The organism is Shewanella kaireitica (assembly GCF_023284045.1).
GTDB lineage: Bacteria > Pseudomonadota > Gammaproteobacteria > Enterobacterales > Shewanellaceae > Shewanella > Shewanella kaireitica.
In genome coordinates this window covers 23,100-48,660 of record NZ_JAKIKQ010000014.1, presented here as the reverse complement: position 1 = coordinate 48,660, position 25,561 = coordinate 23,100, and the positions used below count along the sequence as shown (strand labels likewise).

Sequence of the window (25,561 nt, the reverse complement as noted above, 5' to 3'; positions counted from 1 at the left end):
GGGCTAATTGATATAAAAATGGGGTATTAAATGTCCAACCACTTGGTCGTTACTGCAATGGGGGCCGACCGTCCAGGTATTGTGAGTAAATTTGCTCGACTAGCAAGTGAGTGCGACTGTGACATAGTCGACAGTCGTATGGCGTTGTTCGGCAATGAATTCACTTTAATTATGATGTTATCTGGCTCATGGCCTTCTATCACCAAGATGGAATCAACCTTACCTAGTTTAAGTGTTGAGCTAGAACTGATGACAGTCATGAAACGGACAGCTAAACATACACCGAAAAATTACATTTCTCGCTTAGAAGTTAACTTCAGTGGTTTTGATCAACGTGGAACCATGAAGAAAATCACTCAGTTTCTTGCCGATCGTTCATTAGATTTGGGGGCAGTAAAGTCCCACGCAGAAGAAGACGACACTGGCGAACCGACTCAAAACATCTCATTGACCATAAATGTCCCTGAAAAAGTCGACCTCGAAAAGCTTGAAGTCAGTATTCATGAACTCGCGAAAGAATTGTCACTCGAGTGTACCTTGGAGCATATGCAAGGCATAGACAGCTAACATTATAAGGAAAGGATATGCATACCTTAACAGTAGGCGATAAAGCGCCGGAGTTTACTCTACAAAATCAAAATGATGAGGCAATCAGCTTATCAGAAGCATTACAGTCAGGCCCAGTGTTGGTTTATTTTTACCCAAAAGCGTCAACACCTGGGTGCACAGTGCAAGCCTGTGGCTTAAGAGATAGTCAGCCACAACTTAATGACCTATCTGTTACTGTATTTGGTGTTAGCCCGGATCCAGTCGCAAAGCTTGCGAAGTTCTCAGATAAGCAATCGCTCAACTTCTCTCTTCTAAGCGACGAAGACCACGCCATAGCCGATGCATTTGGTGTTTGGGGTGAGAAAAAATTTATGGGTAAAATTTATGACGGTATTCACCGTTTAAGTTTTTTAGTTGGGCAAGATGGAAATATTGCCCACGTATTCAATAAATTTAAAACCAAAGATCACCACGAAGTGGTACTTGCCTATTTAGCAGAGTAAACAACACTTACTCAATAAAAAGGAGCCTCGATGGCTCCTTTTTTATTGTTTTATAAGTATGGATATAATAACGCTAAAGCAATAGACCACATTGTCATACAGATGAAGCGGTCGAGATAGCACCACGCCTTAGGTTTCTGAAATATAGGACTTAGGTAACGAGCACCGATACTTAAACTAAAAAACCAGACGAATGATGCTAACACTGCTCCAGCTCCAAACCATTGTTTGGCCGTACCTTCAAACTGCACACTAATGCTTCCAAGCAGCACCACGGTATCTAAATACAAATGTGGATTAAGAAAGCTAATTGCTAATGTGGTAATGACTGCTTTTTTGAGACTATCAGCGGCCAACTCCTGCTCACCTTCCATTTTTTGCTCTGTAAAAGACGACTTCAGTGCGCCATAACCATATATAAACAGAAAAATAGCACCACCAAAACTGGCAATATCTTTGATCAGTGGAAAGGCAAGTATAAGGTGCCCTAGCCCAGCAACGCCTGCTGTAATCATAATTGCATCAATAAAAGAGCACAGCGCAGCAATGGGCAACGAATGTGATTGCTTCAAACCCTGTTTTAGTACAAATGCGTTCTGTGCCCCAACCGCCATGATGAGACTACCACCGATTGCCATTCCCTGAATGAATGCTGTTTGCATGAAATTACCTAAAATGTGAAGACGACGAATTAGCGTGCAGAATATTCTTCAAACAAAAATAAGTACAACTAATTTAATTTATGTATCATAAGTAAAACTTATCAAGGAGTGTATTGTAACCAATGTTTGATTACGCCCACCTAAAAGCATTATCGATAGTGGTTTCACAAGGGGGCTTTGATAAAGCAGCTAAACAGCTCTACATTAGCCAATCTGCAGTTTCACAGCGGATAAAACAGCTCGAAGACAAGGTAGGACAAGCTTTAGTAGTTCGAGCTTCCCCTGTTTATGCAACGGAATTGGGAAAGCGACTGCTGAGGCATTATGCTCAAGTTCAATTACTTGAGAGTGAACTGCGCACTGAAATGAATGTTGATGACCCGTCGCTGCCGACAATTGTGCGTATCGCCGTCAACGCAGATAGTTTAGCGACTTGGTTCTTACCCGCGTTGACAGAAGTTTTTAAACGTCACAAATGGTTATTAGAACTAGTCGTTGATGATGAAGCCTATACCCATCATTTGCTAAAAAGTGGTGATGCTGTTGGCTGTGTTACCACTAGTCAATCTCCAATGGCCGGCTGCAGTAGCGAATATCTTGGCAACATGGAATACATGTGTGTGGCGACGCCAGAATTTATAACTCACCACTTTAATCAATTATCTCCGCAGCCAGATTCAATACTTAAAGCACCAGCGGTAGTCTTTTCCACCAAGGATAAGCTTCACGATAAGTTTCTCAATTTCTATTTTGGCATCAATGAAGGCAGTACACGAGAACATAAGATACCGTCGTCAGAAAGTTTTCTCGAAGCGATAACAATGGGTTTAGGATATGGTTTGGTGGCTCATCTACAAGCAAGACCATTATTGGAAAGTGGAGACTTAATTGAAGTATTCCCTGGAAAACGGATGCAGGTGCCTCTTTACTGGCAACATTGGAACATCAAAGCTAAACAAACGACTATCGTTTATCGCTCGTTAGCAGCTACTGCACGCCACTTGCTTGTCAAGCCTGAATAAAAAAGGGGCATCAGCCCCTTTATTCTTTCGATGTAGCGCCGATTTATTTAGCCAATGGAGCAGGCTCGATTTTTTCTTCCACCGCAGCACCATGAACGGGCCATGCGTTAATAACCGCTTTTACTAATGATGCTAAAGGTATGGCAAAGAAAACGCCCCACACGCCCCACAGACCTCCAAACACTAATACAGCCGCGATAATAAACACTGGATGCAGATCAACGGCGTCAGAAAAGAGAATAGGCACAAGCAAATTTCCGTCCAATGCTTGGATAATACCGTAGCCGATCATCAAGTAACCAAACTCTGAACTGATCCCCCACTGGAAAAATGCAACTAATGCAATTGGCAGTGTTACAAGCGTAGCCCCAACATAAGGGATCAACACTGAAAGCCCAGTTAATACGCCAAGCAAAGCCGCGTATCTAAGATCCATCACAGCAAAAAAGGCATAACTCACGACGCCAATGATTACGATTTCGATGATCTTTCCGCGAATATAATTGAAGATCTGCTGATGCATTTCGTTCCAAACCTTGCGCGCCAAATCACGATTGGAAGGGAAGAATCGCTTGCTACCCCGCAGTAGCTCATCTTTATCTTTTAAGAAGAAAAACACCAATAGCGGTACTAAAATTGCGTATACCATTAGCACTAACAATGAAGCAGAATAACCGAGTAATTGCTTACCGATATCCAGTAAGTGCTGAGTATCGAGCATTTTTTTCAGTTCTGCGACCATGGTGTCTAACTGTGTTGGATTAACAAACTGCGGATATTGATTAATAAACTGCTGCGCTGTAAATAGCCCTTTATCTATCATGCTTGGCAAATCACCTATAAGACTAACACCCTGCTTCCAAAGGCTTGGGATCAAACCAAAACTAATCAATAACATCAAACCGATGAACAGAATTAACACTAGCGAAGCCGCCGTAGTACGGTTAATACCAATGCGCGCCATCTGAGCGACTGGCCACTCCAATAGAAAAGCGAGCACGAGCGCGACTAATAACGGTGCTAGTAGGCCTCCGGCGAAATAGATAGCAAGTGCTAAACCTACAAGAATAAGCACCAAAGTTACAGCTTGGGGATCACTAAAACGTTCTTTATACCAACGACTTAAGATTGTTAACATTCATTTACCCTAATGCGACAGCTAGTATTTTGTACCACTATCGATAAAAAAGATGTTCTACATCTATAATGCAAAACAGTTTAAAGTCACTTTACTTAGTGATCTCAAGTGCTAAAACTGACTCTTTCGATTGTATTATTTGGTGATGATAACCGACTTTTTTTAAAAAACGGGGAACATCTTGCCTAGAACCGGGGTCTGATAACAAAACCCTTAGTTTTTCGCCAGTGTCGATCTGCTTTAAAGCTAATTTAACTTTTACGAGTGGCAATGGACAGCGAAAGGCTGTTAAATCAATAATAATCATAATCAACTTGCTATAAACAATCTAAGGCTATTATCCTAATAAGCAGTGCAAACCACAAGCAAGCATTGTGGCCTTACAACAAGAAAAGCATAGCCCAATTTAAGGATCCGCTTGAGCAAATTAACTTTTTCGAAATCTATTATTGCAGGGACATTGGCATTCACCTTAGCAGCCTCACCTGTTACCTACGCCAATAACGACCTTCCTGACTTAGGTACAGCGGCAGTCAATACATTCAGTTTAGAAAAAGAAACCGAATATGGTGATGCGTATATGCGCGTTATTAGGTCATCGGCACCGATGCTCAATGATCCAGTTTTGAATCAGTATTTAACCGAGCTAGGTAATAAACTCGTTGCCCATGCAACTGGTGTTAAAACGCCCTTCTACTTTTTCTTACTTCGAAACGATGAGATCAACGCATTTGCATTTTTTGGCGGTCATGTCGGCGTACATACCGGTTTGTTTTTAAATGCTGATACTGAAAGTGAACTCGCTTCTGTTCTTGGACACGAAATTACTCACGTTACTCAGCGTCACTTAGCGCGCTCTTTAGAAGCACAGCAAAAAAGCTCAACCGCAACAATTGCTGGTATGCTTGGCGCCATTCTACTTACGATTGCGTCACCACAAGCGGGTATGGCAGCACTAGCAACTACCCAAGCGCTGTCCACGCAGGCTAAAATTAATTACACCCGAATGCATGAAAAAGAAGCAGACCGAATCGGCATGCAAATATTGGTTGATGCAGGCTTTGATCCCAACGGTGCGGCAAATTTCTTTGGTAAATTGGCTTCGCGCTACAGATTCACTACCAAACCACCACAGATGTTGTTGACTCACCCATTACCAGAATCACGAATTTCTGAAGCGAGAATTAGAGCACAGCAATATCCATTACGTCATGTACCGGACAATTTGAACTTCCAATTGGCAAAAGCACGGATCCAAGTTAGGTTCTCAGGCTACAGCGAGGCAGCCGTATTATCGTTGTTTGAGAAACAATTGAAGCACCATCGATATACGTTTAAAAGTGCAGCTGAGTACGGCAAAGCCCTTGCCTATTTTAGAATGGATAAATTTGAAGAGTCTGAGAAAATCATCGATGAGTTGCTGGCTAACGAACCCAACAATCTGTTTTTTATTGATACCAAAACCGATCTATTGACTCAAAAAGGCGATTACAAGTCTGCTATTGCTCTGTTGTTAAACCAGCAGAAAATCAAGCCGACCTCAAGCGTTGTTAACACCAATTTGGCAAACGTTTATATTGAGAATGATCAAACCGAAAAAGCGATACCACTACTTGAAGATCTGATTTTTCTCGACAAGCAAGATCAACTTGCTTATTTTCTGCTGACTGAAGCCTATAAAAAGAATGGCAACAAAGCGATGGAACACTTTGTAAAAGCAGAATCTTTAGCACTTGCGGCGGATTATAAGACCGCCATTGATCAGCTGAATTTTGCTTATAAACAGTCGAAAGAGAATCCACTGCAATTAGCACGCATTGAAGCAAGGATCAGACAGTTTAGGCAAGCAGATAGAGCGATGGAATCACTGCAGTAAATGTGACTCACGTCACCATTTAAAGTATGATACTGGCAAAATTAGCAGAAGTATAAAATAACTATGACAAACGTAAGCATTATTCACAACCCTAGATGCTCAAAAAGCAGACAAACCCTTGCGTTACTTGAAGAGCAAGGCTGCGAGATTACTATCATTGAATATTTAAAAACGCCACTTTCAGCCACTGAAATCTGCAACATTCAAGCAAAGCTTGGGCTGACGCCAAGAGAAATGATGCGAGTGAAAGAAGATGAATACAAGCAGCAAAATTTAGCAGATATAAATGTCACTGACGCACAGTTAATTCAAGCGATGGTTAATACACCTAAATTAATAGAGCGCCCTATTGTATTGGCAAATGATAAAGCTGCAATCGGTCGCCCACCAGAAAACGTACTAACCATTTTATAAGAGAGCAAGTAAATGGAGTCATCCACCCTTTTTAAACTATGCCGTATTGGGTATCTGCTTTTGGTCGTTATGCTGAGCTACTGGTTTATTCAGCAAGGTGTATCGGGTGAATACTCGATGCTTTTTAGCCTGTTATGGTTAATCCCATTGTTGCTACCTTTAAAAGGGATCTTAACGGGAAAACCTTATACCTATGCTTGGGCAAGTTTTATTTTATGTTTATACATGCTGCATGCGCTTACGTTAGTATATGTTACAGAGACAAGCTTAGCTTTCGCTGTTATGGAATCCTTGCTAATAGGCGTGCTACTGATTGCTTTTCCTTTTTACGCTCGCATCCGTGGCCGTGAATTGGGACTTGGACTAAAGAAAAAGAAAAAGTAATCGACCGCAATCATAGGCTGGTATCTGCCAGCCTGTCTATTTAGTCAATCAGCCCTTATCCTTTACTCTCTTTAAAAAGTACCTTCGCCAGTCTTTTGCACAATAAAAGAGATGCTCGTCAGTCTATATAACAGACAAATATGTAGAAAAAACAAACTGCATGCTATATTTGATTAGCAACAACAGAATAATAACAATAAAGATTTGAGGTTGGGCAATGTTAAGCAAGAATCAAATAATATTACTAAGTATATTCTCACTTACCGCATGTGGTGGTAGCAGCGACAATGCTGATAGTGATTTAATTCCCCCGCCGATTACCGATCAACTTGTAAGATGTGAAGTGCAATCTAATCTCATAGAAGTATCGAGTTCATCTAATATAAACTTTCATGTTGAGCCAAGTTATCAGTCGTTACAGCCTGCAGTAATAGCTGCAAGCATAAACGGTGCAGATAGTTCTAATTACACCTTTAGCTGGACTCAAAAATCAGGAGAGGCACTGGTATTAAAGTCGACTCATAGCCCAATGCTAGCTTTTACAGCTCCAACAAGTGGTCGTTATCAATTTGAGCTCAACGCTATTAGTGATAATAATTCATATAGTGCTATTGCTACAATTGACGTTGTTGAAGGCCAAACAAACCAATTAGCGATAAGAGTGGATCATCAAGTAACGATGGGTAACGGAGTCAGTTTTAGAATCGATACTCCACCTTCAGCTGCTCCTGAAGGGATCAGTTGGTGTTTAGCAGCCGGACCAGACATAAATGTTGACCTTTCGAATATAGAAAACCCGCTATTTACTGCACCAAATGTTGACCAAGATACTTTTTCTATTTTAAGAGCATCAGCGGCGATTAATGGTCAACAAAGCTCTGATGACGTACATATTCTCATCACCAAAGAAGCTGCAATTACTTCTCAATATTTCGATTCGCCAGTCGCTAGAACATTCAGTTATCAAGGCAATTCACCATACAAAACGGTATTACGTGACTGTGTTTATTCAAATCAATTAGAGCAAAGTTGTACCATAGAGCAATTACCACTTATCGGACAGGAATCAAACAGTGGTAAACAACAAATACTAGATAGACTGTTAGTTTCACACCAATGGATGGGAGAAAACTTTGAATATTTTCTGGATAACTTAGATGCAGATAGCGACTTTGCAACCTTACTTCAATCAGTTACCGCGATTGTTATTAGCTACGATGTACGGCCGTCATTCTATTGGGTCGCCACAGGCGCCATCTACCTTGATCCTAACGACTTGTGGCTGCTTGCAGAAGAGAGAGATACTATCAATGAAGCGCCAGATTATCGCAGTGGTTTTGGCGGTGAGTTACAATTTCTAATGCCATGGCGTTATGTGAAAAACAATCAATATACTTCCTATATTACCCCACGCAGTACACGCGTTAATCGGACACCGGCAGAGATGCAGCCCGACTTAGCTTCCCTGCTCTATCACGAACTCGCTCATGCTAATGATTTTTTCCCTCGTAGTATTCATCCATATCTTCAGGGTCCGACACTTTTGGATGATTATGAAACAAGAAATAGTCAACAACTGCTTATTTCTGATCAGTTAACAGTTAAATACCCATTAAACAGCACTGAAATGACGAGCTTGGCAGATGTCAGTTTTAGAGGTGAGTCCGCATCAGATCAACAAAAGGCATACATGCCGAGTGACATCAGTAGCTTTTTTTCAGCTGATACCGCATCTGATTACTACGCATATTCAACGCGCAGAGAAGATGCGGCGATGTTATTTGAAGAGGCGATGATGAGTCACAGACTCGGTATTCAAAGGGATGTTGGTGTAACAGATAAACCTGATGTTATTTCTGCAGATACCATTAGAGTTGATTGGGGACAAAGAGGAAGGATTGGCGATGACTCTCTGCAAAATAGAGCAGCCTTTGTCATTAATGAAATATTTCCTGAGCTTGATGGGATAACACTAGTAAATAACCTACCTCAGCCTATTCCTATGGCGCAAGGAGCGACTTGGTCTGAAAACCTTGCTATTTCTCCCGCTATGAAGAATTCAGTTAATCGAATATCCGCAGCAGCTACAGCAAATACCCCAGCAGTAATGTTTAGTGGTAGCAGACACCTCTCAGCCAAAGATTAAACTGTTATACCAATTGCATTAAGTATTTGAGCAGTTCAGAGCCCCTCAGTCTTTTCAATTCAAAGCACATTGGTAAAGAAATGGTTATTCCCTTTTAAGCCAATGCAAAGCAGAAGTGGAAAGACTGAGGGGCTCACGTAGTGCGACTTAGGTGAAACAAATTGGCAAAACGCTATATGCTTCGCTATCGGATTTGGATATACGACTAAATGGTCTATTTTGTTCCATACAAAATAAGACATTCCGTCCGTCCTTGGCGGTCAGATTTAGGAGATAGAGCGACGCAGGATGCCAGAGCCGAGAATAACTATTAGCTCAAACCCCACTACTTGCCTACAGCGTTTTGAATTCCCGCTGAATGGTCAAACTTTTAATGCAATTGGTATTATTTGAGCTACAATCCAAAACTTTACAACAAAAAGCCCAGCATAAACTGGGCTTTTTGTTGCAAGACACTTCCACCACTAAAGCCGCAGCACCTCTTTAATAAACGGTATAGTCAATTTTCGTTGATGAACCATAGAAGCTTTGTCTAAACGATCGAGCACATCAAACAGTGTTCTTAAGTCTCGAGCTAAACGATTCAATAAGAAACGACCAACATCTTCCGAAAGCTGCAAGCCTCGCATTGCTGCACGGCGTTGTAATGCAGCTAGCTTTTCATCATCTGCCATTGGTTGAAGTTGATAGTTAAGCCCCCATTGCATTCTAGATATTAGATCAGGTAAAGCGAAACCGGTTTCACTCGGCGAGACACTAGCGCTTAATACTAATGAACAAGTCTTTTGTTCTGAGATCCTGTTATAGAGATCAAATATCGCTTCTTCCCATACGGGATGGCCTGCAATGGCATGTACATCGTCAATACATACCAAATCTATTTTCTCTAAGCCTTCTAATAATGCAGGAGAGATACTGGCATGGATCCCAAGTGGAATATAAAAACTACTGCGATTAAGGTCGTTAGCGTGAGCACATGCAGCATGCATTAAGTGCGTGCGGCCAGATTTCTCTGGGCCCCAAATAAACACAGCCCCTTCAGCTCTACCCTCGGCACAAGCTTGTAAACTCTGGATGAGTTCATCATTACCTGCAGCAGGATAATAACTATTAAAGGTCTCATCATCAGGAAGATGAACGGGTAGTGATAATTGTAATGGTGAGTTTGATTTCACTCAGGAGTATCTCGACAACGCAGTATTCAATTTAGGTGCACATACTAGCATGTGCACCCGTGAATTGGGAGTTATTGACCCTTCCAATAGTAGATCTGTGTCGGTTTATTGGCATTGTTCTCGCTGCCAAAGTTAGCGTACTCTATATTGTCACTTGTGATATTACCTATAGATTCAATGCGGGGGTCGAGTTTCATTAAACGGTGTAAGTCCTCTTCATTACCAAAAAGGCCTAGATTAAACTCAACAGTCATTCCCTCAATACTCGCCACAGCTACTGTTTTGATAGCGCTTAATTGATTCAAATATTTTTCTATTTCAACCAATTGCTTCATCTCACTAACATCAGTAAAGGTAATTTTTGTTGTTAGCTTTTCACCGGAGTCAGCAATTGCGTATTGGCTAACATAGTATTCGCTTGCCGCTGCAGTAATATCAACTACAGCTTGCTCTACACTCGCAGACTCACCACTTTGACTCGTTGATGGAGTGTATTGACTGGCACCAGCGGTTAACTCTCTTGGATACAGCGACATCTGATAACGATAAACGGCACCTTGTGGAGAGATCGTTGCCATTATAAAGTAGTTAGCCTGATATCTGAGGGAAGCATTTGCCACATTAGCGGTAAATTGGCCACGAATATCGTTAACCCCAACCTGCATAGCATCATCTAGATCCATTAAAGGAAACAATAAAGGCACACCACGATTGGATGATTGAGTATCAAATGATGTTCGGGCGGCTGATGTAGAGGCATCATTTAAAATCTTTCTCTCGCCTTCAACTTCTTCCACTAACCATACCAGTGTCAATGGCCGTTGTTTACCCCAGACTGGTAAGCCAGCTTGGCGTAGTAAACTAATAAGACGTTTGTGATCAAAACTCACTTTAATGAACAGTTTTCCATCCAAATCTTGATAACCATACTGTGTCATCAATGCGCTCGCATTGGCTAATTGCTTCACCACATCAGGGTGGGTTAACGCACTTTGAGTCCCTGTATTTTTAAGAACAACCTCTCTTAAGCCTTGCTTTATTGCTTGGCTTCTCAAATTTTTAGCCCTTGAGTCCACTGGTACTAGGCTTTCGTCTAAATTGTACACTTCAGCAGAAATGGCTGAAAAACAAAATAACAAGGGGAACATCATCAAGTAACGACAGACAGCTTTAAGCATATTTTAGGCTTCAACAAACGACACAGTTATTCAAATTGTACCACAGTCGACAGAATTAGGAATTTTATAGAGTCAAGTTTTCTCTCTTAAGATCAGTGTTGTTTGAACAAAATCGCTGTAAATTTTGTTTCATAAAGATATGATTGTTAAGTTTATTAAAATAAGAGAATAATAATGAAAAACCTTACACTCCCTTTACAAGGAGCCCAAATGCTATTTGTAGCATTTGGTGCACTCGTATTAATGCCCTTGTTAACAGGTTTAGATACTAATGTGGCACTGTTTACTGCAGGTATCGGGACTCTTCTTTTCCAATTGATAACCAAGCGTCAAATTCCAATATTCCTCGCATCTTCCTTTGCCTTTATCGCGCCAATTATGTATGGCGTACAAACATGGGGGATCCCATCTACAATGGGCGGACTGATGGCGGCAGGTTGCGTGTATGTAGTACTTGCGACGATTGTTAAAGTCAGAGGAGCAGGCTTCATTAAACGCCTGCTACCGCCTGTGGTAGTCGGACCCGTTATCATTGTCATAGGATTAGGCTTAGCGCCAGTCGCCGTTAATATGGCAATAGGAAAAACTGGAGACGGTAGCTTAGTATTAATCGAGCAAAATACTGCATTGATTATCTCTTTAGCTTCACTATTTACTACCATAGCCGTCGCTATCTTTGCAAAAGGTATGCTAAAACTGATGCCTATTCTAGCCGGTATATCTGTTGGCTATGGTCTAAGTTTAGCTTTTGGAATTGTTGATTTCTCGCCTGTAGCAAATGCCAGTTGGATAGCTATGCCGAACTTTGTGGCACCAGAATTTAACTGGCATGCGATTCTATTTATGATCCCCGTCGCAATCGCACCTGCAGTTGAGCATATTGGCGATATTCTTGCGATATCGAATGTAACCGGAAAAGATTTCATCAAGAAACCAGGTCTACATAGAACATTAGCCGGTGATGGTGTCGCGACAATTGCGTCGTCAGCATTTGGTGGACCTCCAAATACCACCTATTCTGAAGTGACCGGCGCAGTCACACTGACAAAAGCATTCAACCCGGTGATCATGACATGGACTGCTATTACAGCCATTTTATTAGCTTTTGTTGGAAAGTTAGGCGCACTAATGCAGACAATTCCAGTACCTGTTATGGGTGGAATAATGTGCTTACTCTTCGGCTCAATTGCTGCAGTAGGTCTCAATTCATTAATTAAAAATCACGTCGATATGAACGAGCCACGTAACTTGAGTATTGTCGGTGTTACGTTAGTGTTTGGTATTGGTGGAATGGCCTTTGGTATTGGCTCATTTAGCCTTACAGGGATAAGCTTATGCGGCATTATTGCCATATTAATGAACCTTGTGCTTCCTGATAATGCAGCGGCTCATGAAAAGATTGTTAGTGACGATCTAGACCAGATCTAAATAGAGTCTCCATGATTAGATTAATGTAGCAAGCACTTTTATGGAGTTTGGTTTAAATCTAGCCTCAAATAAAAAGCCCTGAATATCAATGATATTCAGGGCTTTTTTATAGAAGCTATAGACTAGCTGCTCGCTTGCTCGTCTTCAGTTTTATATTTTGCAGCAGTTTCCTTGATAAGGGTCTTTAGCTCACCCTTTTGGAACATCTCAGTAAGGATATCGCAGCCACCGATTAACTCGCCTTCGATCCATAATTGTGGAAACGTTGGCCAGTTAGCATATTTAGGTAGCTCGGCACGAATATCCGGATGCTGGAGAATATCAACAAAAGCAAACTGCTCTTCACAGTTAATCATGATCTGTGCGACCTGAGATGAAAAACCACAGCTTGGTAACTTTGGTGAGCCTTTCATGTATACAATAATTGGGTTTTCGGCTATTTGCTGCTTGATTTTATCAACTGTTTCCATTTTTCGTTCCTGGGTTATACAACATTGCGTTACTCTATTGTACGCCAGTATAGGTCAGAACAAAAACCTACTTTTAGCATGGATATTTACTAATAGAATTAATCGATTGAGTTAATCGACTGTTTCGAATAAACAATGATACACTTCACAAGTTTATTAGGTAAAATGACCCGCAGTGAGCAAGAACGCATAATACTACAATCAAGAGTTAACGGAGAAAACTAATGGCTTTCGAATTACCAGCATTACCTTACGCAAAAAACGCACTTGAGCCACATATCTCAGAAGAAACAATCAACTACCATTACGGTAAGCATCACAACACATACGTGGTAAAGCTTAATGGTCTAGTTGAAGGAACTGAGCTTGCAGAGAAGAGCCTAGAAGAGATCATCAAGACCTCTACTGGTGGTATCTTTAACAATGCTGCACAGATCTGGAACCACACTTTTTACTGGAACTGTCTGTCGCCAAACGGTGGCGGTGAAGCAACTGGCCCAGTAGCTGACGCTATCGTTGCTGCATTCGGTTCTTTCGATGCTTTCAAAGCACAGTTCACTGACTCTGCAGTTAACAACTTCGGTAGTGCTTGGACTTGGTTAGTGAAGAAAGCAGACGGCACTGTTGCTATCGTTAACACTAGCAATGCTGCTACACCACTTACTGATGAGTCTGTTACGCCAATCATGACAGTAGATGTTTGGGAACATGCATACTACATTGATTACCGTAATGTTCGTCCAGATTACATGGCTCACTTCTGGGAACTAATTAACTGGGATTTTGTGAACGCAAACTTCGCTGGTTAATATAACATCTGCAACCACAGAAGTGGTTGAGGATATTGATGTAAAAATCCGGTCTCTTTTGAGCCGGATTTTTTTGTAGTTGAATAATACCAATTGCATTAAAAGTTTGACCATTCAGCGGAAATTCAAAACGTTGCAGGCAAGTCGTGGGATTTGAGCTAATAGTTATTCTCGGCTCTGGCATCCTGCTTCGCTCTCGATAATTGCTCCTGCATTATTCTACCTTCGACCATCCTTGGTCTCGTACCTCCTAAATCTGACCGCCAAGGAGGGCCGGAATGTCTTATTTTGTATGGAACAAAATAGACCATTTAGTCGTATATCCAAATCCCATAGCGAAGCATACAGCGTTTTGCCAATTTGTTTAACCTCAGCCGCACTACGTGAGCCCCTCAGTCTTTCCACTTCTGCTTTACATTGGCTTAAAAGGGAATAACCATTTCTTTACCAATGCGTTTTGAATTGAAAAGACTGAGGGGCTCTGAACTGCGCAAATACTTAATGCAATTGGTATAAACTCAAATATCAATAAAAAATGCCAATAAGCAAAACTTATTGGCATTTTAACTGGTTTAAATTGGGACTATTTTAGAATTTATAAATCACTGGAGCCATTGCAGGAGTTTGTGATTCCGTCGCTCGGCCAGAAAATATAGCCTTGAAATAAAACCCTTTACCAATTTCTTTCGCTACATCAGCGCCTATACGAAATTTTACATTTTGAGTTTTACCTGCTGGCATGACTGTTTCTCTTAATGCCTGGGTAAACATCATCTCATTTGACCAAGCCCATACTTTTCTGCCCGCAGAATCAAACAGCCACAGATCTGCAGTCATACCAGAATTGAACATTAATGGTACACCGTATGACTGAGTATTCCTGTATTGCAGTGTCACGTTCATCGCAGACCCAAAATTATCTTCTACGATGAGTTTGCCTTCAAACAATCCCTTTTGAGCTAACTTAGCCCTCGTTTCCGCATCACTTTTTACCGGAGTCACAACTGCAGGTGAAGCTTTTACATTGTTATTTTTAGTCATATCAGTAACCTCACCCACGTTGCTGTTGCTTTGTGAGCAACCAGTAACTGCGAGTATCACCATGGCAAGTGCTGTTTTACTTAACATTAAAATCCTCCGAATTTTTTAAATAAACTGTCTTTAAGCTTATTCGTTTCATCTTTTAGCTTCGAATCTAACAAAGCCTTTGTATCAAGAGCAAATTTCGGTTCAGACATTGTGCCAGTTATCGCAAAAGGTATCTCAACACCGTATAGCGCATCCCGTTCGTTACCGCCCTGACCTTCAAGCGAACCCACTACAGAAGTCGTTAACTTATAATTAAGCGCTTCGTTGATAACATTGGCCGTTCCAGCCCCTGTCAGGCGAATAAGTGGCGATGCCATATTCAGATCTGGATTTGTAACGACACCTTTAGCCACCTTAAATGAGCCAGTCATACTGGTGAAATCCGTCTTTTTCTCACTAGAGCTACTTGATGACATATCACCGCCTAGCTTAGCTTTTGCATCTCGGATCATTTGTGGAATATTTACCCCATGAATAGCTCCATCAGCTATTTCAAACTTTCCGTTGGCCAATAAGTTCTTTTTAAGTTTATCAGGCAACAAACTGCTACCTTTACCCGCTACATTAAAGTTAGCGGTACCATCAAGCATATCAACTTCAGCAGCATCGATAAGCAAGGCACGGATATCGACCCCTTTTAAACGCTTATCAAACTCATATTTAGCGACTTTACTGCGACCATCTAATTTCGCTGAGGCCTTAATCGTTCCCCCATAAAGCGCTGCTGACAATTGGCTCACGTTGGCCACGCCTTGTTTCATCGCCATTTTAAAGACCCAGTTCTGAGTCTTCATATTAGCAACTTTCACTGATTTCACTTTAACATTAACGTCCAGATTAACAGACTTCATCGCCGTTAAATCAGGTTCAACAGAAGCCACAGTAGCAGTATCTGTTTGCTTAGAGTCCTGAGTATTTGCTGACTTTTCTGGTAGGAAACGGTCTAAGTCTACGTCGCCAACCTCAAGCATCGCTGCGATACTAGGTACCTTGTTGCCATAGGCAATATCTAGCTTTCCAGAAGCATCTATATCAGCCGCACTAAAGCTTGCTAGCACTAAACTCATCGTTTGCTTGTCTAATGCCATTTCAAGTGATGTTGTTAACTCAGCTTTGAGTTCACCGTTTGGCATCCCTTTACCCTTCAGCTGATTTGCCACAACAAAGTCATTAATCACAATATTTTGTAAGTTTTGCGAAACTTTAATTTGCCCTTTACCTGAGCTAGTCACATTAAGATCGGGTAATGATGCTGACAACTCATACTCAAGAGGTGCAAATTTATCTAATTGAAATCGTCCAAGTGTCAGGGACTTTAACGAAAGTAGCTGTTTGGTGTTTGATTGACGGTCTAGGTTACTAATCTGTGTATTAGTGATTGAGATCCCACCAATATCTAGCTTTGATAAACTAACGCTCGATGCGTCATTGGCTGGTGTTTTTGAAACTTCACTTGCCTTAGCATCACCTGTAAGCCCATCAAAGCTACTTCTACCATCCTTTTGTGTTTCCAAAGATAATGTCAGCCCATCTAAATTTAGCTGAGAGATCTCGACCTCTTTCGTTAGCAACGGCATGAGTGCCACCTCAGCAACGACTTCATTAACAGATACCATTGCAGCGCTTTCAAACCCATCTGGGTTAGACAATGTAATCCCACCCAACTTAATGCCTAAACTAGGGAAAAAAGTCCAAGACAGATCACTATTAATCGCTAAGTTTCGTCCGGTCTTTTCTTTAACTACCTCTACGATTTGTGGCTTAAAATCATTAGGATCAAAAATCAAGGTGATATACAACACTACCGCTGCAACCAAACCTAACATTGCTATAAAAAACCATTTCAATAATTTCATGACAGATTCCATCTGAATAACAAAAGCGAATACTATAAATTTAGCACGGATAAATCTAAAGCTTGATTAGATATTGCGATACCGTTTAGATCAGCATACACATATGAGTGGGGGGAAATGATGACACCGTAGATTTCAACTGCAACATTAAGTTCACCAAGCCCTTTTTTGACGGTTTTAATCGGGTTGACACCGATAGCCTGGATACCTATTTTCATGGTTTTTAATGCTGAAATATCTCTTACACAACCAAAAATGACAACTCCTTGCCAACCATTAATTTCGGCATTTTTTGCTATCATATCGCCAAGGAGTGCGCAATCAGTCACTCCTTGTCCATCAACAACAAGTACTTTCCCTTTACCATTTTTCGACAGTTCTTCTTTAACTAAAGAGTTATCTTTAAAACACTTAACCGTGACGACTTCTCCCCAAAAACAATCTTCGCGGCCAAACGATTTAAACATAGGGGGGAGCAACGATAATCTACCAGGGTATGAGTCGAACAAATCCGGTAATAAATCAAGCATAAGCATCTCCTTGCTGTAACGACAAATAATTATATCAACTAGATTGACAGGTCGCAGGTCTAAACCCAAGCAAATAGTTGACTTTTTAGCCTAAAAAACATGTTTTTCCTTTTACAGTTCTAGATTACAAACTATAATCTAAACCAGTATCTGTTATTCATCCTTAATCTTCTTTACCTCGGACTCCTATGAAAGAAAATCTTGATTTAGAAAATGCCATTGCTGCATTAGACCAATATGGTTATGAAAAGAAAACCAGCAGCGATCTTGAGCAGGCTAGAAATAAGCCGCAAATGATTAAATATATTGATTCTCTCGATTTTAATTTACGTCGTTTACTTATTTTACAAGAGGCTGTAAATGAACTAGTAGAGAACGAGAAAAGATTACTCGCACAACAAGAAAATATTCAAACTTATAAGACTAAAATTATCAACTTGTCTCGTCAGTTTAATATCTCATACGATGAAGTTTTACAAGTGATGAAACAACAAGAAGAAAACGCTACAAAATAAAACGATAAATAACATTAAATAGTTAAATGAGATAACTCCTCGTCCCATTGAAACTGCCTACGGAAGGGCTATTCATTGTCAAGCTAACAGCGGAACAGCAAAAGTATGACGACCTTATACTCAATCATTTTTTCCAATTAATCCTATCCTACAAAGCCTCTATTACTTAATGTTTTAATTAAAATAGCCACTCAGATACTTATTATCTAGAGTGACCACATAATATAAAATTAAAATTGAGTCACTAAATCGTATAAAACAAAGTAACAATCATACCCTTTCTTGCTTTGTAAAATACTTTACCGAATTCTTCTTCCACCAATTTGACTTCTTTGCCCGAACACCGAGTAACAATGCAATGAAGACGAGATACAATAACGGCTCAATAATTTCCGACTTTACTGACCAATAAAAATGAATTGGGACCAGTATCGCAATGAGATAAACACCATTATGTAATTTCTGCCAGCGCCGGCCCATTTTACGCATGACCTTTTTAAAAGACGTTAACGCTAAGGCGCTCAACAAAACGTAAGCAGCAGCTCCTACAAGTATGTAGGGTCGCTTAACAACCTCTTCAAAAAACAGTGACCAAGCAAACAGCAGATCCAAACTGAAAAAGGCCAATATGTGTAGGCTGGCATACGCAAAAACATAAAGCCCAACAAGACGCCTTGTTTGTAGCAACAGCCCTTGCTTCAGCTTCTTGGCTACCGGTGAGATCAGTAATGTCGCGACTAAAGCGTTTAGGGCGCCAATTCCGGTGAAGTGAATAATATACTGGACTGGGTCCCCCCCTGCTCTGTCATTTAATACTAAAAGCACTAAATAGATAATCGGCAGTAACCCTATCGCGTGCATTAGGCATTTGAGCCAAAATAGAGACCTTGCGGTTAATTTAAACGACTTCTTTTTCATACTTTCCCTAAAAGTTTCTTTTTAGATTTAAGCCCTGATAAAGGCCAGCCACTGATTCTCCATATCCATTAAAAGGAAGAGTTGGGATCCGTTTAGCTGAAAATAACCCGCCCTCTGCAATTCGTCTTTCAGAGGCTTGTGACCATCTAGGGTGATCTACGGCAGGATTTACATTGGCATAGAAACCATATTCACTGGGTGCCAACTCGTTCCAAGAAGATTTTGGCTGCCTATCTGTTACCCGTATACGTACTATCGATTTAATACTCTTAAAGCCATACTTCCAAGGCACTACTAATCTGATTGGTGCGCCATTTTGTGGTGGTAACGTTTTTCCATATAAGCCCACTGACATAAAGGTCAGATCGGTCATCGCTTCAGCAATGGTTAGTCCTTCAACGTATGGATAATTAATACCTCCGCCACTATAGCGATTCCTTTGGCCTGGCATTTGGTTTGGGTCATAAAGCGTTTCAAAAGCCACATGTGTTGCATTACTCTTCACGCCAGCTTTTTTTAATAAGCTAGCCAAAGAGAAACCAAGCCACGGAATAACCATCGACCAAGCTTCAACGCATCTAAAGTTGTAAATCCGCTCCTCTAAAGGCAACATTTTTAGTATGTCGTCATAATCAAGCGTAAGTGGCTTGTCCACTTCGCCTTCTATAACCAATTGCCAAGGGTTGACTTTCAAAGCTTGTGAATTTTCGACTGGATCCGTTTTACTGGTACCGAATTCGTAGAAATTATTATGTGAAATAACTTTATTTTCAGGAGTAAGGTCGCCATACAGCAGGTGATCATACTCAGTTTGCTTTGAGTGAGGCAGTGCAACCCTTGCAAAAGCGGCCTTTTCTTCGTCACTGGAAAACAGGTCAAATACACCCGCATTCGCCTGAGACGACAATAATGCTCCAGCACCAACAAATCCCATCTGTTTAAGGATACGCCTTCTGTCGTGGTAAACCTCTTCAGGGGTTACATCGCAATCTTTAAATTTATCCCATGCAGCTTTGTTAATTATTTTCATTGGCCGCCTACCTCTTCAATTTATTAATTTGGACACCTAACTAGTCAGACCGAGTTACTCTTAAAAAGATTTCGTTCAAGGCTAACATTTACATCTCATTAACAGCTGATTATGTCTTCATCATTTACTATTAAGAAGACATTGTTAAGCTTGCAGTGTTTAAGCCAGCATGCCACTCTACCGTTTCATTCTCCATGTTAAGAGCCGTCTCACATGCCGTTAAATATCGCATTTTCTACACCTGAAATCATTATCTTAGTCGCAATCGCATTTCTCTCTATCTTAATAGGTGCTCTTTTTAATCAGCGTAAAACAAGGGTCAAATGGGAATACGTTCGTAAACAGCTTTTAGATGACATGGAGCAAACAAAAAATGAGTTAAACGGTGAGATTTTGGAACTGAAAGAATCACTTCACCAAAAAGACGCGCAACTTGCCCTTTCTCAGGAAAAACTTGAACAACGCATCGAGCTTCTTGGTAAAGCACAAGCGCAAGCAGAAAGAAGTGCTGAGCTCGAACAAACTTTAGCGGATAATCAGCGAAAGCAGATGGAAACTCAACTTGCGCTTTCTAAATCAAATGCAATGCAACAAACCATAACAGCACGCTACGATGCAGAACAACAAGCGCTGAACGACAAAATTGAGTTACTAGAAAAAGCAGAGCTCCGTTTAAATAATCAGTTCGAAAATCTCGCTACTAAAATTTTTGAAGCCCGTAGTGAACAATTGCAGAACCAAAACAACCAGCAACTAGACAGTGTTTTAGCGCCTTTCAAGCAGCAATTAGAGGGATTTAGAGCCCAAGTACAATCCTCTTATGCCCATGAGCAGAGCCAACGAAGTGCATTAAAACATCAACTAGATTCCTTAACAGAACTCAATCTAAAAATGAGTCAAGATGCAATTAATCTGACAAAGGCGTTGAAAGGAGATAACAAGCAACAGGGGAACTGGGGAGAGGTTATTTTAGAGCGGGTATTACAAGAAAGCGGCCTGCGAGAAGGACATGAATATGACACTCAAACAGATCTAAAAAATGATGATGGTAAACGCTTCAAACCCGATGTCGTCGTACATCTACCAGAAAATAAAGATGTTGTTATTGATGCGAAAATGTCACTCATTGCATATGAGCGATACTTCAATAGCGATGATGACGAGGTACGTGCTCAAGCAATAAAGGAGCATATCATATCTGTACGAGCTCATATTAAGGGTTTAAGTAACAAGGATTACCAAAAGCTTCATGGTTTAACTAGTTTAGATTATGTATTGATGTTTATTCCGTTGGAGCCAGCATTTTTACTCGCTTTGGAGCACGACCCGAGTCTAGTGAACTTTGCCCTTGAAAGTAACATCATGCTAGTCAGTCCAACAAATTTACTCGTTGCGCTTAGAACCATTAACAATATTTGGCGTTATGAGTACCAAAATCAAAATGCGCAGTTGATTGCCAAACAAGCAGGAAAAATATACGACAAGCTTTGCGGCTACCTAGAAGACATGGAAAAAATAGGTCGTGCAATTGAATCCGCAGACAAAAATTACCAAAACGCAATGAATAAACTGGCATCAGGAAAAGGTAACGTTATTCGTCAGGCGCACCAAATGCAGCAGTTGGGGGTAGAAACCAGTAAAAAAGTTGACTCCCAGTTACTGGATAAAGCGCTAAACTTATCTGAAGGTGAAATCATCTCACAATAATATCGTAAGCAAAACTCGCAATAGGGACATTGGTAGAGGACATTCATAGATGCACAAGCAGTTAAGTGGCATTTTATTCGCAATAGCGACATTCATATCGTACCCGATAGCTGCTCAGTCTTTGACGCCTGAGCAGCAGTTATACCTTGATGCAAGAAAATCACTCGATAAGCAAGATCTCAACACTTATTTACAACAGCGTAAAAAGCTCGGTGATTATCCATTGGCTATTTATTTGGATTTTCATCAAAATATTGATGAAATATTGAAGCTGCCAGGAAACGATGCCGTAAGCGCTTTTCTGCAGTTTCAGGGCAGCCCACTGTATAACAGCGCACGTTACCGCTATCTAAACAGCAGCGGCAAGCAGAAACGCTGGGACGATTTCTTAGCCGTCAGTCCAAAGCAACCTAATAATATTATTTTACAATGCTATTTCTTTAGAGCGCAGTTACAAAAAGGGGATAAACAACTGGCGTATAAAGGCGCCAGTGACTTATGGCTTTATGGACGCTCCCGCCCTAAAGAGTGTGATCCCCTTTTTAAAGAGTGGAAAAAAGCGGGCTTTCAAACTCAAGAGTTGATTTGGTCTAGAATGCTGCTCAGTTTTGAACAAGGCCAGTATGGATTATTAACTTATCTATCAAAAAAGGTCACCCGCAATAAACAATCCGCTGAACGCCTTTTGTCTGTTTATAAAGACCCTCGCCGACTGCGCAATACCTCTAAGTACAGCGGTAAAGCCAAGATAAACGCCACAATTGTCCATATAGGTTTAAGGCGCTTAGCGAAAAAAGATCTTAAGCAAGCAGTGAAATTGTATGCAAAATATCAAAAAGCAGATCGTTTTAGCGACTATAAAGGCCGATTACTTAGCCGTTATTTAGTACGAAGAGCGCTTATTTACCAAACTGAAGAGTTAAAGAGCTTTGTCGATACCATGCTGCCTCTTTTAGACAGTGATGACTTGATTGAAATGCGACTGCGTTGGGCACTGAGAACCAATGAACAGCAACAGTTTGAGCACTTTATAACCTTACTAACTAAAGAGAAACAAAACACTGCTCGTTGGACTTATTGGCGAGCGGTAGTATTACAAAAGAGCAATGATAAACAAGAACAACAAGCAGCGCTTGCACTACTAACTGACTTAAGTCAGCAACGCAATTTTTACGGATTTAAAGCAGCAAACCTAATAGACGGGCCCTATAACGTACAACACCAACCAACACAGAGCACCGCTAAACGTCAAAGTAAACTGGTTAATGATAAAGGCCTAGCGAGAGTTGCTGAACTATTGGCAATCGACAAGCAATCTGATGCCCGCGCTGAATGGGTAATGTTGCTAAATCGCCACGATAAAGAGATGCAAAGGGATTATGGTGTATACGCCGTAACACATAAATGGCATAGCTTAGGGGTGCAAGCCAGCATTCAAGCTAAGCTCTGGAACGATATGGATATGCGCTTTCCGTATGCGGCTCAAGCATCATTTAGCAACGCGAGTAAAAAATACAAGGTTGATATAGATGAAGTTCGGGCTATTGCAAGGCGTGAAAGTGCCTACTTTCCAAATGCAACATCAGGAGTGGGTGCTAGAGGTTATATGCAGCTGATGCCTGCGACGGCGAAACAAACAGCCAAAAAGGCCAAGCTCAATTATCGTGGTACTCCTAGTCTCTATGACGAAAAACTTAATATTGCGTTAGGCAGCGCCTATTACTCGAGTTTACTCGCACAATTTAACAACAACCGAGTCTTAGCAACCGCCTCCTATAACGCTGGTCCCCATAGAGTAAAATCCTGGCTCAAAAAGAGTGATGCCAAACTAGATGTTATGAGTTTTATTGAATCAATTCCTTATACAGAGACCAGAGAATACGTACAGGCGGTGCTCAGTTATCGAGTTATTTATCAAATAAAACAACAAAAGCAACCTGAATTGATGTCTAAGGAAGAACTCGTTTTTCAATACTAAACGATCCAATACTTTACCATTAAATACTAAGCCACTTGATCCGTCGCCCTATTCCGACTCAGTATCGAACTTACTTTGGGAGTAGAGCGACTTTTGCAAACCGCCTACTCTTTTCTCCATGAAAAAATCAATGTTGCATAATTCAAATCGTAGCAACTATCAGCAGTGTTTAAGCTTCAAGCAGTAAAACACACGCAAATTCATATGGTTCAAGATGATTTTTAGTCACAATGGCTATTAATAAAGCGCTTAACGGTTTTGATTGTTTTATCTTACTACTTTTATGGTAATGTTAATAATTATCATTACCTTGAAAATAAAACAGCTATGCTAGATCTAACCGGTCTTCGATTAACTGCAGAATATCAACCGCTACTTAACCCTCACACAAAAGAGATCTATGGTTACGAAGCTCTGTCACGATTTTATAATTTCGACGGCTTAGCTATCGCGCCTAATATTGTATTTGAAGAGCTACATGCTCACCATAAATTACTCAATGCCGTAGAAATGGCAGCTAAAGATTTTCAAATTCGACATGCGCCAAAAAGCAATAAGCTATTTCTCAACATTGATCCCCATGCGATAGAAGTAAATGCTAGTGCTATGTTGAAACTGCTACAAAAACAATCCAATATTTGTGTAGAGATCATAGAAAACACCTGCATTAATGACGCTCATCTGGCAGAAGAGTTTATTAAGCAGTTAGTAAAGCTGAATATTCCTGTGGGACTCGACGATGTCGGCGCCCCACACTCTATGCTTTCAATAGATTTAATAAGCCAAGTGAGCTGTCTTAAGTTTGATAAATACTGGCTAGACACAGCAAACGATCCACAGTATCAACATCTACTTACCGCACTGCTGCAGTTTGCAAAGAAAACTAATAAACTCACAGTCCTTGAAGGCATTGAAACTCAAGAACAACTTGCTTTTGCGCAGAATATTGGCGTAGATTTAGTACAGGGTTTTCTGTTTAAACCACTTTTTATAACAGCCAATAGTAGTAAACAATTAACCTCCATAGTCGCTCCTCCTGTTACACAATAGACTGTTTCCAATAGCATTAAACAGATTTAGCTGGCGAGCAAAGAGAATTTCCACCATAGTAATATGTTTCAATACCGTTATATTGCACTTAATCAGCCGCAAAAAGGAAGCTCATGCCCAATGAAGAGATAGCCGTGTTAGTTAGCCAGCTAGAGCAAGTCTTACTCGGCAAAAAGTTGCAGATTAAGTTAGCTTTGTGTTGTATTTTCGCCAAAGGTCATCTGCTTATTGAAGATCTGCCAGGTATGGGCAAGACCAGCCTTAGCCACGCTCTTGCCCAAGGTCTTAGCCTCAGTTATCAAAGGATCCAGTTTACCAGCGACATGTTACCTGCAGACATTCTTGGGGTCACAATATTCGATAACCAGCAAAACAAATTTGAATTTCATCCAGGCCCTATTTTTAAACAGATGTTGCTTGCCGATGAGATCAATCGTGCCAGCCCTAAAACACAAAGTGCTTTACTTGAAGCAATGGCAGAAAAACAGATTACTGTAGACGGTGAAACCTATCCGTTACCACAACCTTTCTTTGTTATTGCGACCCAAAACCCTAGCGATCAATCCGGCACCTTTCCCCTACCAGAATCGCAATTAGATCGGTTCATGATGCGGTTATCAATTGGCTATCCCGATCCTGATTCAGAAATGGCGATGCTAAAACAGCAGTCAGATGAAAGCGCAGCGTCAGTTCGTCACTGTTTAAATGCTTCCTCTTTACAAACTGTTCAGAGAAACGTTGAAAATGTTACGGCGTCAGACTCTTTACTCAAGTACATTTTGGCTTTGGTGAACGCTTCTCGCAATAAAAGTGAATCGGTCGGTTTATCTCCTAGAGCTAGCAAAGCTATCTTACAAGCTGCTAAAGCATGGGCATTGCTCAGTGGCCGTCAATACGTAGTGCCTGAGGATGTACAAATTGTGTTTCCTCATGTAGCAGAACACAGGATAAGGCAGAATATGCATCAACACGGACAGGTCTTGTCTACAGAGATTTTAACACAGGTTAACCCCATCCTTTAACCTGACATGGCTAGGGGGTAAGTTCTGTTAAGAAATAACCTAACTCATGATTTTAAGGGAGAAGTTCATATTAACTCTGTTGGCATATTCAATCGCTTCAAGCCAAAACTGA

At 40.8% G+C, this 25,561-nt stretch carries 25 protein-coding genes; 14 read left to right on the top strand and 11 right to left on the bottom strand.

The annotated features are described in order from the left end of the window. Window positions 1-30 precede the first annotated feature (30 nt). Window positions 31-567: a glycine cleavage system transcriptional repressor gene (locus L2730_RS15940; protein ID WP_020912820.1), complete on the top strand. Its 537-nt coding sequence runs from the start codon at window positions 31-33 to the stop codon at window positions 565-567. A gap of 17 nt (window positions 568-584) precedes the next feature. Continuing rightward, window positions 585-1,052 (top strand): thioredoxin-dependent thiol peroxidase, encoded by a 468-nt coding sequence (gene bcp, locus L2730_RS15935; RefSeq protein WP_248975494.1) that lies wholly within the window; start codon window positions 585-587, stop codon window positions 1,050-1,052. Window positions 1,053-1,102: 50 nt separating this feature from the next. Here the strand turns inward: bcp and L2730_RS15930 are convergent, their stop codons facing one another. After that, entirely contained in the window at window positions 1,103-1,714 is a 612-nt protein-coding gene (locus L2730_RS15930; protein WP_248975493.1) for a LysE/ArgO family amino acid transporter, read from the bottom strand. 122 nt (window positions 1,715-1,836) lie between these two features. Between L2730_RS15930 and L2730_RS15925 the strand changes: the two genes are divergently transcribed. Then, window positions 1,837-2,736, top strand: coding sequence for a LysR family transcriptional regulator ArgP (locus tag L2730_RS15925; protein ID WP_248975492.1), 900 nt, complete (start codon window positions 1,837-1,839; stop codon window positions 2,734-2,736). Window positions 2,737-2,779: 43 nt separating this feature from the next. Here L2730_RS15925 and L2730_RS15920 read toward each other — a convergent pair whose 3' ends face one another. Beyond that, complete coding sequence (locus L2730_RS15920) at window positions 2,780-3,874, bottom strand: AI-2E family transporter (RefSeq protein ID WP_248975491.1); 1,095 nt, start codon at window positions 3,872-3,874, stop codon at window positions 2,780-2,782. A 91-nt stretch (window positions 3,875-3,965) separates the two neighbouring features. Next, window positions 3,966-4,181, bottom strand: coding sequence for a sulfurtransferase TusA family protein (locus L2730_RS15915; protein WP_044555895.1), 216 nt, complete (start codon window positions 4,179-4,181; stop codon window positions 3,966-3,968). 111 nt (window positions 4,182-4,292) lie between these two features. Between L2730_RS15915 and bepA the strand changes: the two genes are divergently transcribed. The 4 genes from bepA (at window position 4,293) to L2730_RS15895 (ending at window position 8,694) form a co-directional block, all read left to right on the top strand. Further along, window positions 4,293-5,750, top strand: a complete 1,458-nt coding sequence (gene bepA, locus L2730_RS15910; protein ID WP_248975490.1) for a beta-barrel assembly-enhancing protease — start codon at window positions 4,293-4,295, stop codon at window positions 5,748-5,750. Window positions 5,751-5,813: 63 nt separating this feature from the next. Next, complete coding sequence (gene arsC, locus L2730_RS15905) at window positions 5,814-6,164, top strand: arsenate reductase (glutaredoxin) (protein WP_248975489.1); 351 nt, start codon at window positions 5,814-5,816, stop codon at window positions 6,162-6,164. A gap of 12 nt (window positions 6,165-6,176) precedes the next feature. Beyond that, window positions 6,177-6,548: a DUF2069 domain-containing protein gene (locus L2730_RS15900; protein WP_248975488.1), complete on the top strand. Its 372-nt coding sequence runs from the start codon at window positions 6,177-6,179 to the stop codon at window positions 6,546-6,548. Between the two features lie 217 nt (window positions 6,549-6,765). Then, window positions 6,766-8,694, top strand: a complete 1,929-nt coding sequence (locus L2730_RS15895) for a PKD domain-containing protein (RefSeq protein ID WP_248975487.1) — start codon at window positions 6,766-6,768, stop codon at window positions 8,692-8,694. Between the two features lie 464 nt (window positions 8,695-9,158). On the opposite strand, the gene hda is transcribed toward L2730_RS15895, so the two are convergent. Then, window positions 9,159-9,869 (bottom strand): DnaA inactivator Hda, encoded by a 711-nt coding sequence (gene hda / locus L2730_RS15890; protein ID WP_248975486.1) that lies wholly within the window; start codon window positions 9,867-9,869, stop codon window positions 9,159-9,161. 71 nt (window positions 9,870-9,940) lie between these two features. After that, window positions 9,941-11,017 (bottom strand): DUF2066 domain-containing protein, encoded by a 1,077-nt coding sequence (locus L2730_RS15885; protein ID WP_283105760.1) that lies wholly within the window; start codon window positions 11,015-11,017, stop codon window positions 9,941-9,943. A 204-nt stretch (window positions 11,018-11,221) separates the two neighbouring features. Here L2730_RS15885 and L2730_RS15880 point away from each other — a divergent pair, with 204 nt between their 5' ends. Continuing rightward, complete coding sequence (locus L2730_RS15880; protein ID WP_248975484.1) at window positions 11,222-12,475, top strand: uracil-xanthine permease family protein; 1,254 nt, start codon at window positions 11,222-11,224, stop codon at window positions 12,473-12,475. 122 nt (window positions 12,476-12,597) lie between these two features. Here L2730_RS15880 and L2730_RS15875 read toward each other — a convergent pair whose 3' ends face one another. Then, window positions 12,598-12,945, bottom strand: a complete 348-nt coding sequence (locus L2730_RS15875; RefSeq protein WP_020912835.1) for a Grx4 family monothiol glutaredoxin — start codon at window positions 12,943-12,945, stop codon at window positions 12,598-12,600. 224 nt (window positions 12,946-13,169) lie between these two features. Here L2730_RS15875 and sodB point away from each other — a divergent pair, with 224 nt between their 5' ends. Then, window positions 13,170-13,754: a superoxide dismutase [Fe] gene (gene sodB / locus L2730_RS15870; protein WP_220736495.1), complete on the top strand. Its 585-nt coding sequence runs from the start codon at window positions 13,170-13,172 to the stop codon at window positions 13,752-13,754. Between the two features lie 588 nt (window positions 13,755-14,342). On the opposite strand, the gene L2730_RS15865 is transcribed toward sodB, so the two are convergent. Genes L2730_RS15865 through L2730_RS15855 form a run of 3 tightly spaced genes read right to left on the bottom strand, consistent with a single transcriptional unit; the run spans window position 14,343 to window position 17,229 of the window. Continuing rightward, window positions 14,343-14,882, bottom strand: a complete 540-nt coding sequence (locus L2730_RS15865) for a BsuPI-related putative proteinase inhibitor (RefSeq protein ID WP_248975483.1) — start codon at window positions 14,880-14,882, stop codon at window positions 14,343-14,345. Continuing rightward, a complete protein-coding gene (locus tag L2730_RS15860; protein ID WP_248975482.1) occupies window positions 14,882-16,699 on the bottom strand; it encodes an AsmA family protein in 1,818 nt (605 codons plus the stop codon). Before L2730_RS15860 ends, L2730_RS15865 begins: the two co-directional genes overlap by 1 nt. A gap of 32 nt (window positions 16,700-16,731) precedes the next feature. Further along, window positions 16,732-17,229: a putative 4-hydroxy-4-methyl-2-oxoglutarate aldolase gene (locus L2730_RS15855; RefSeq protein ID WP_248975481.1), complete on the bottom strand. Its 498-nt coding sequence runs from the start codon at window positions 17,227-17,229 to the stop codon at window positions 16,732-16,734. Window positions 17,230-17,417: 188 nt separating this feature from the next. Here L2730_RS15855 and L2730_RS15850 point away from each other — a divergent pair, with 188 nt between their 5' ends. Next, on the top strand, window positions 17,418-17,744 hold the full coding sequence (locus L2730_RS15850; protein WP_248975480.1) for a hypothetical protein: 327 nt from the start codon (window positions 17,418-17,420) through the stop codon (window positions 17,742-17,744). Between the two features lie 270 nt (window positions 17,745-18,014). Here the strand turns inward: L2730_RS15850 and msrQ are convergent, their stop codons facing one another. Continuing rightward, window positions 18,015-18,662 (bottom strand): protein-methionine-sulfoxide reductase heme-binding subunit MsrQ, encoded by a 648-nt coding sequence (gene msrQ / locus L2730_RS15845; protein ID WP_248975479.1) that lies wholly within the window; start codon window positions 18,660-18,662, stop codon window positions 18,015-18,017. A 7-nt stretch (window positions 18,663-18,669) separates the two neighbouring features. Next, complete coding sequence (gene msrP, locus L2730_RS15840) at window positions 18,670-19,692, bottom strand: protein-methionine-sulfoxide reductase catalytic subunit MsrP (protein ID WP_248975478.1); 1,023 nt, start codon at window positions 19,690-19,692, stop codon at window positions 18,670-18,672. Window positions 19,693-19,905: 213 nt separating this feature from the next. On the opposite strand from msrP, the gene rmuC reads away from it, so the two are divergent. The 4 genes from rmuC to L2730_RS15820 all read left to right on the top strand — a co-directional run bounded on the left by rmuC (window position 19,906) and on the right by L2730_RS15820 (window position 25,449). Beyond that, complete coding sequence (gene rmuC / locus L2730_RS15835) at window positions 19,906-21,399, top strand: DNA recombination protein RmuC (protein ID WP_248975477.1); 1,494 nt, start codon at window positions 19,906-19,908, stop codon at window positions 21,397-21,399. A gap of 49 nt (window positions 21,400-21,448) precedes the next feature. After that, window positions 21,449-23,377 carry a transglycosylase SLT domain-containing protein gene (locus tag L2730_RS15830; protein ID WP_248975476.1) on the top strand — a complete coding sequence of 643 codons (1,929 nt, stop codon included), beginning with the start codon at window positions 21,449-21,451 and terminating at the stop codon, window positions 23,375-23,377. A gap of 327 nt (window positions 23,378-23,704) precedes the next feature. Further along, window positions 23,705-24,427, top strand: coding sequence for an EAL domain-containing protein (locus L2730_RS15825; protein ID WP_248975475.1), 723 nt, complete (start codon window positions 23,705-23,707; stop codon window positions 24,425-24,427). A gap of 113 nt (window positions 24,428-24,540) precedes the next feature. Continuing rightward, on the top strand, window positions 24,541-25,449 hold the full coding sequence (locus tag L2730_RS15820; RefSeq protein WP_248975474.1) for an AAA family ATPase: 909 nt from the start codon (window positions 24,541-24,543) through the stop codon (window positions 25,447-25,449). Window positions 25,450-25,561 lie beyond the last annotated feature (112 nt).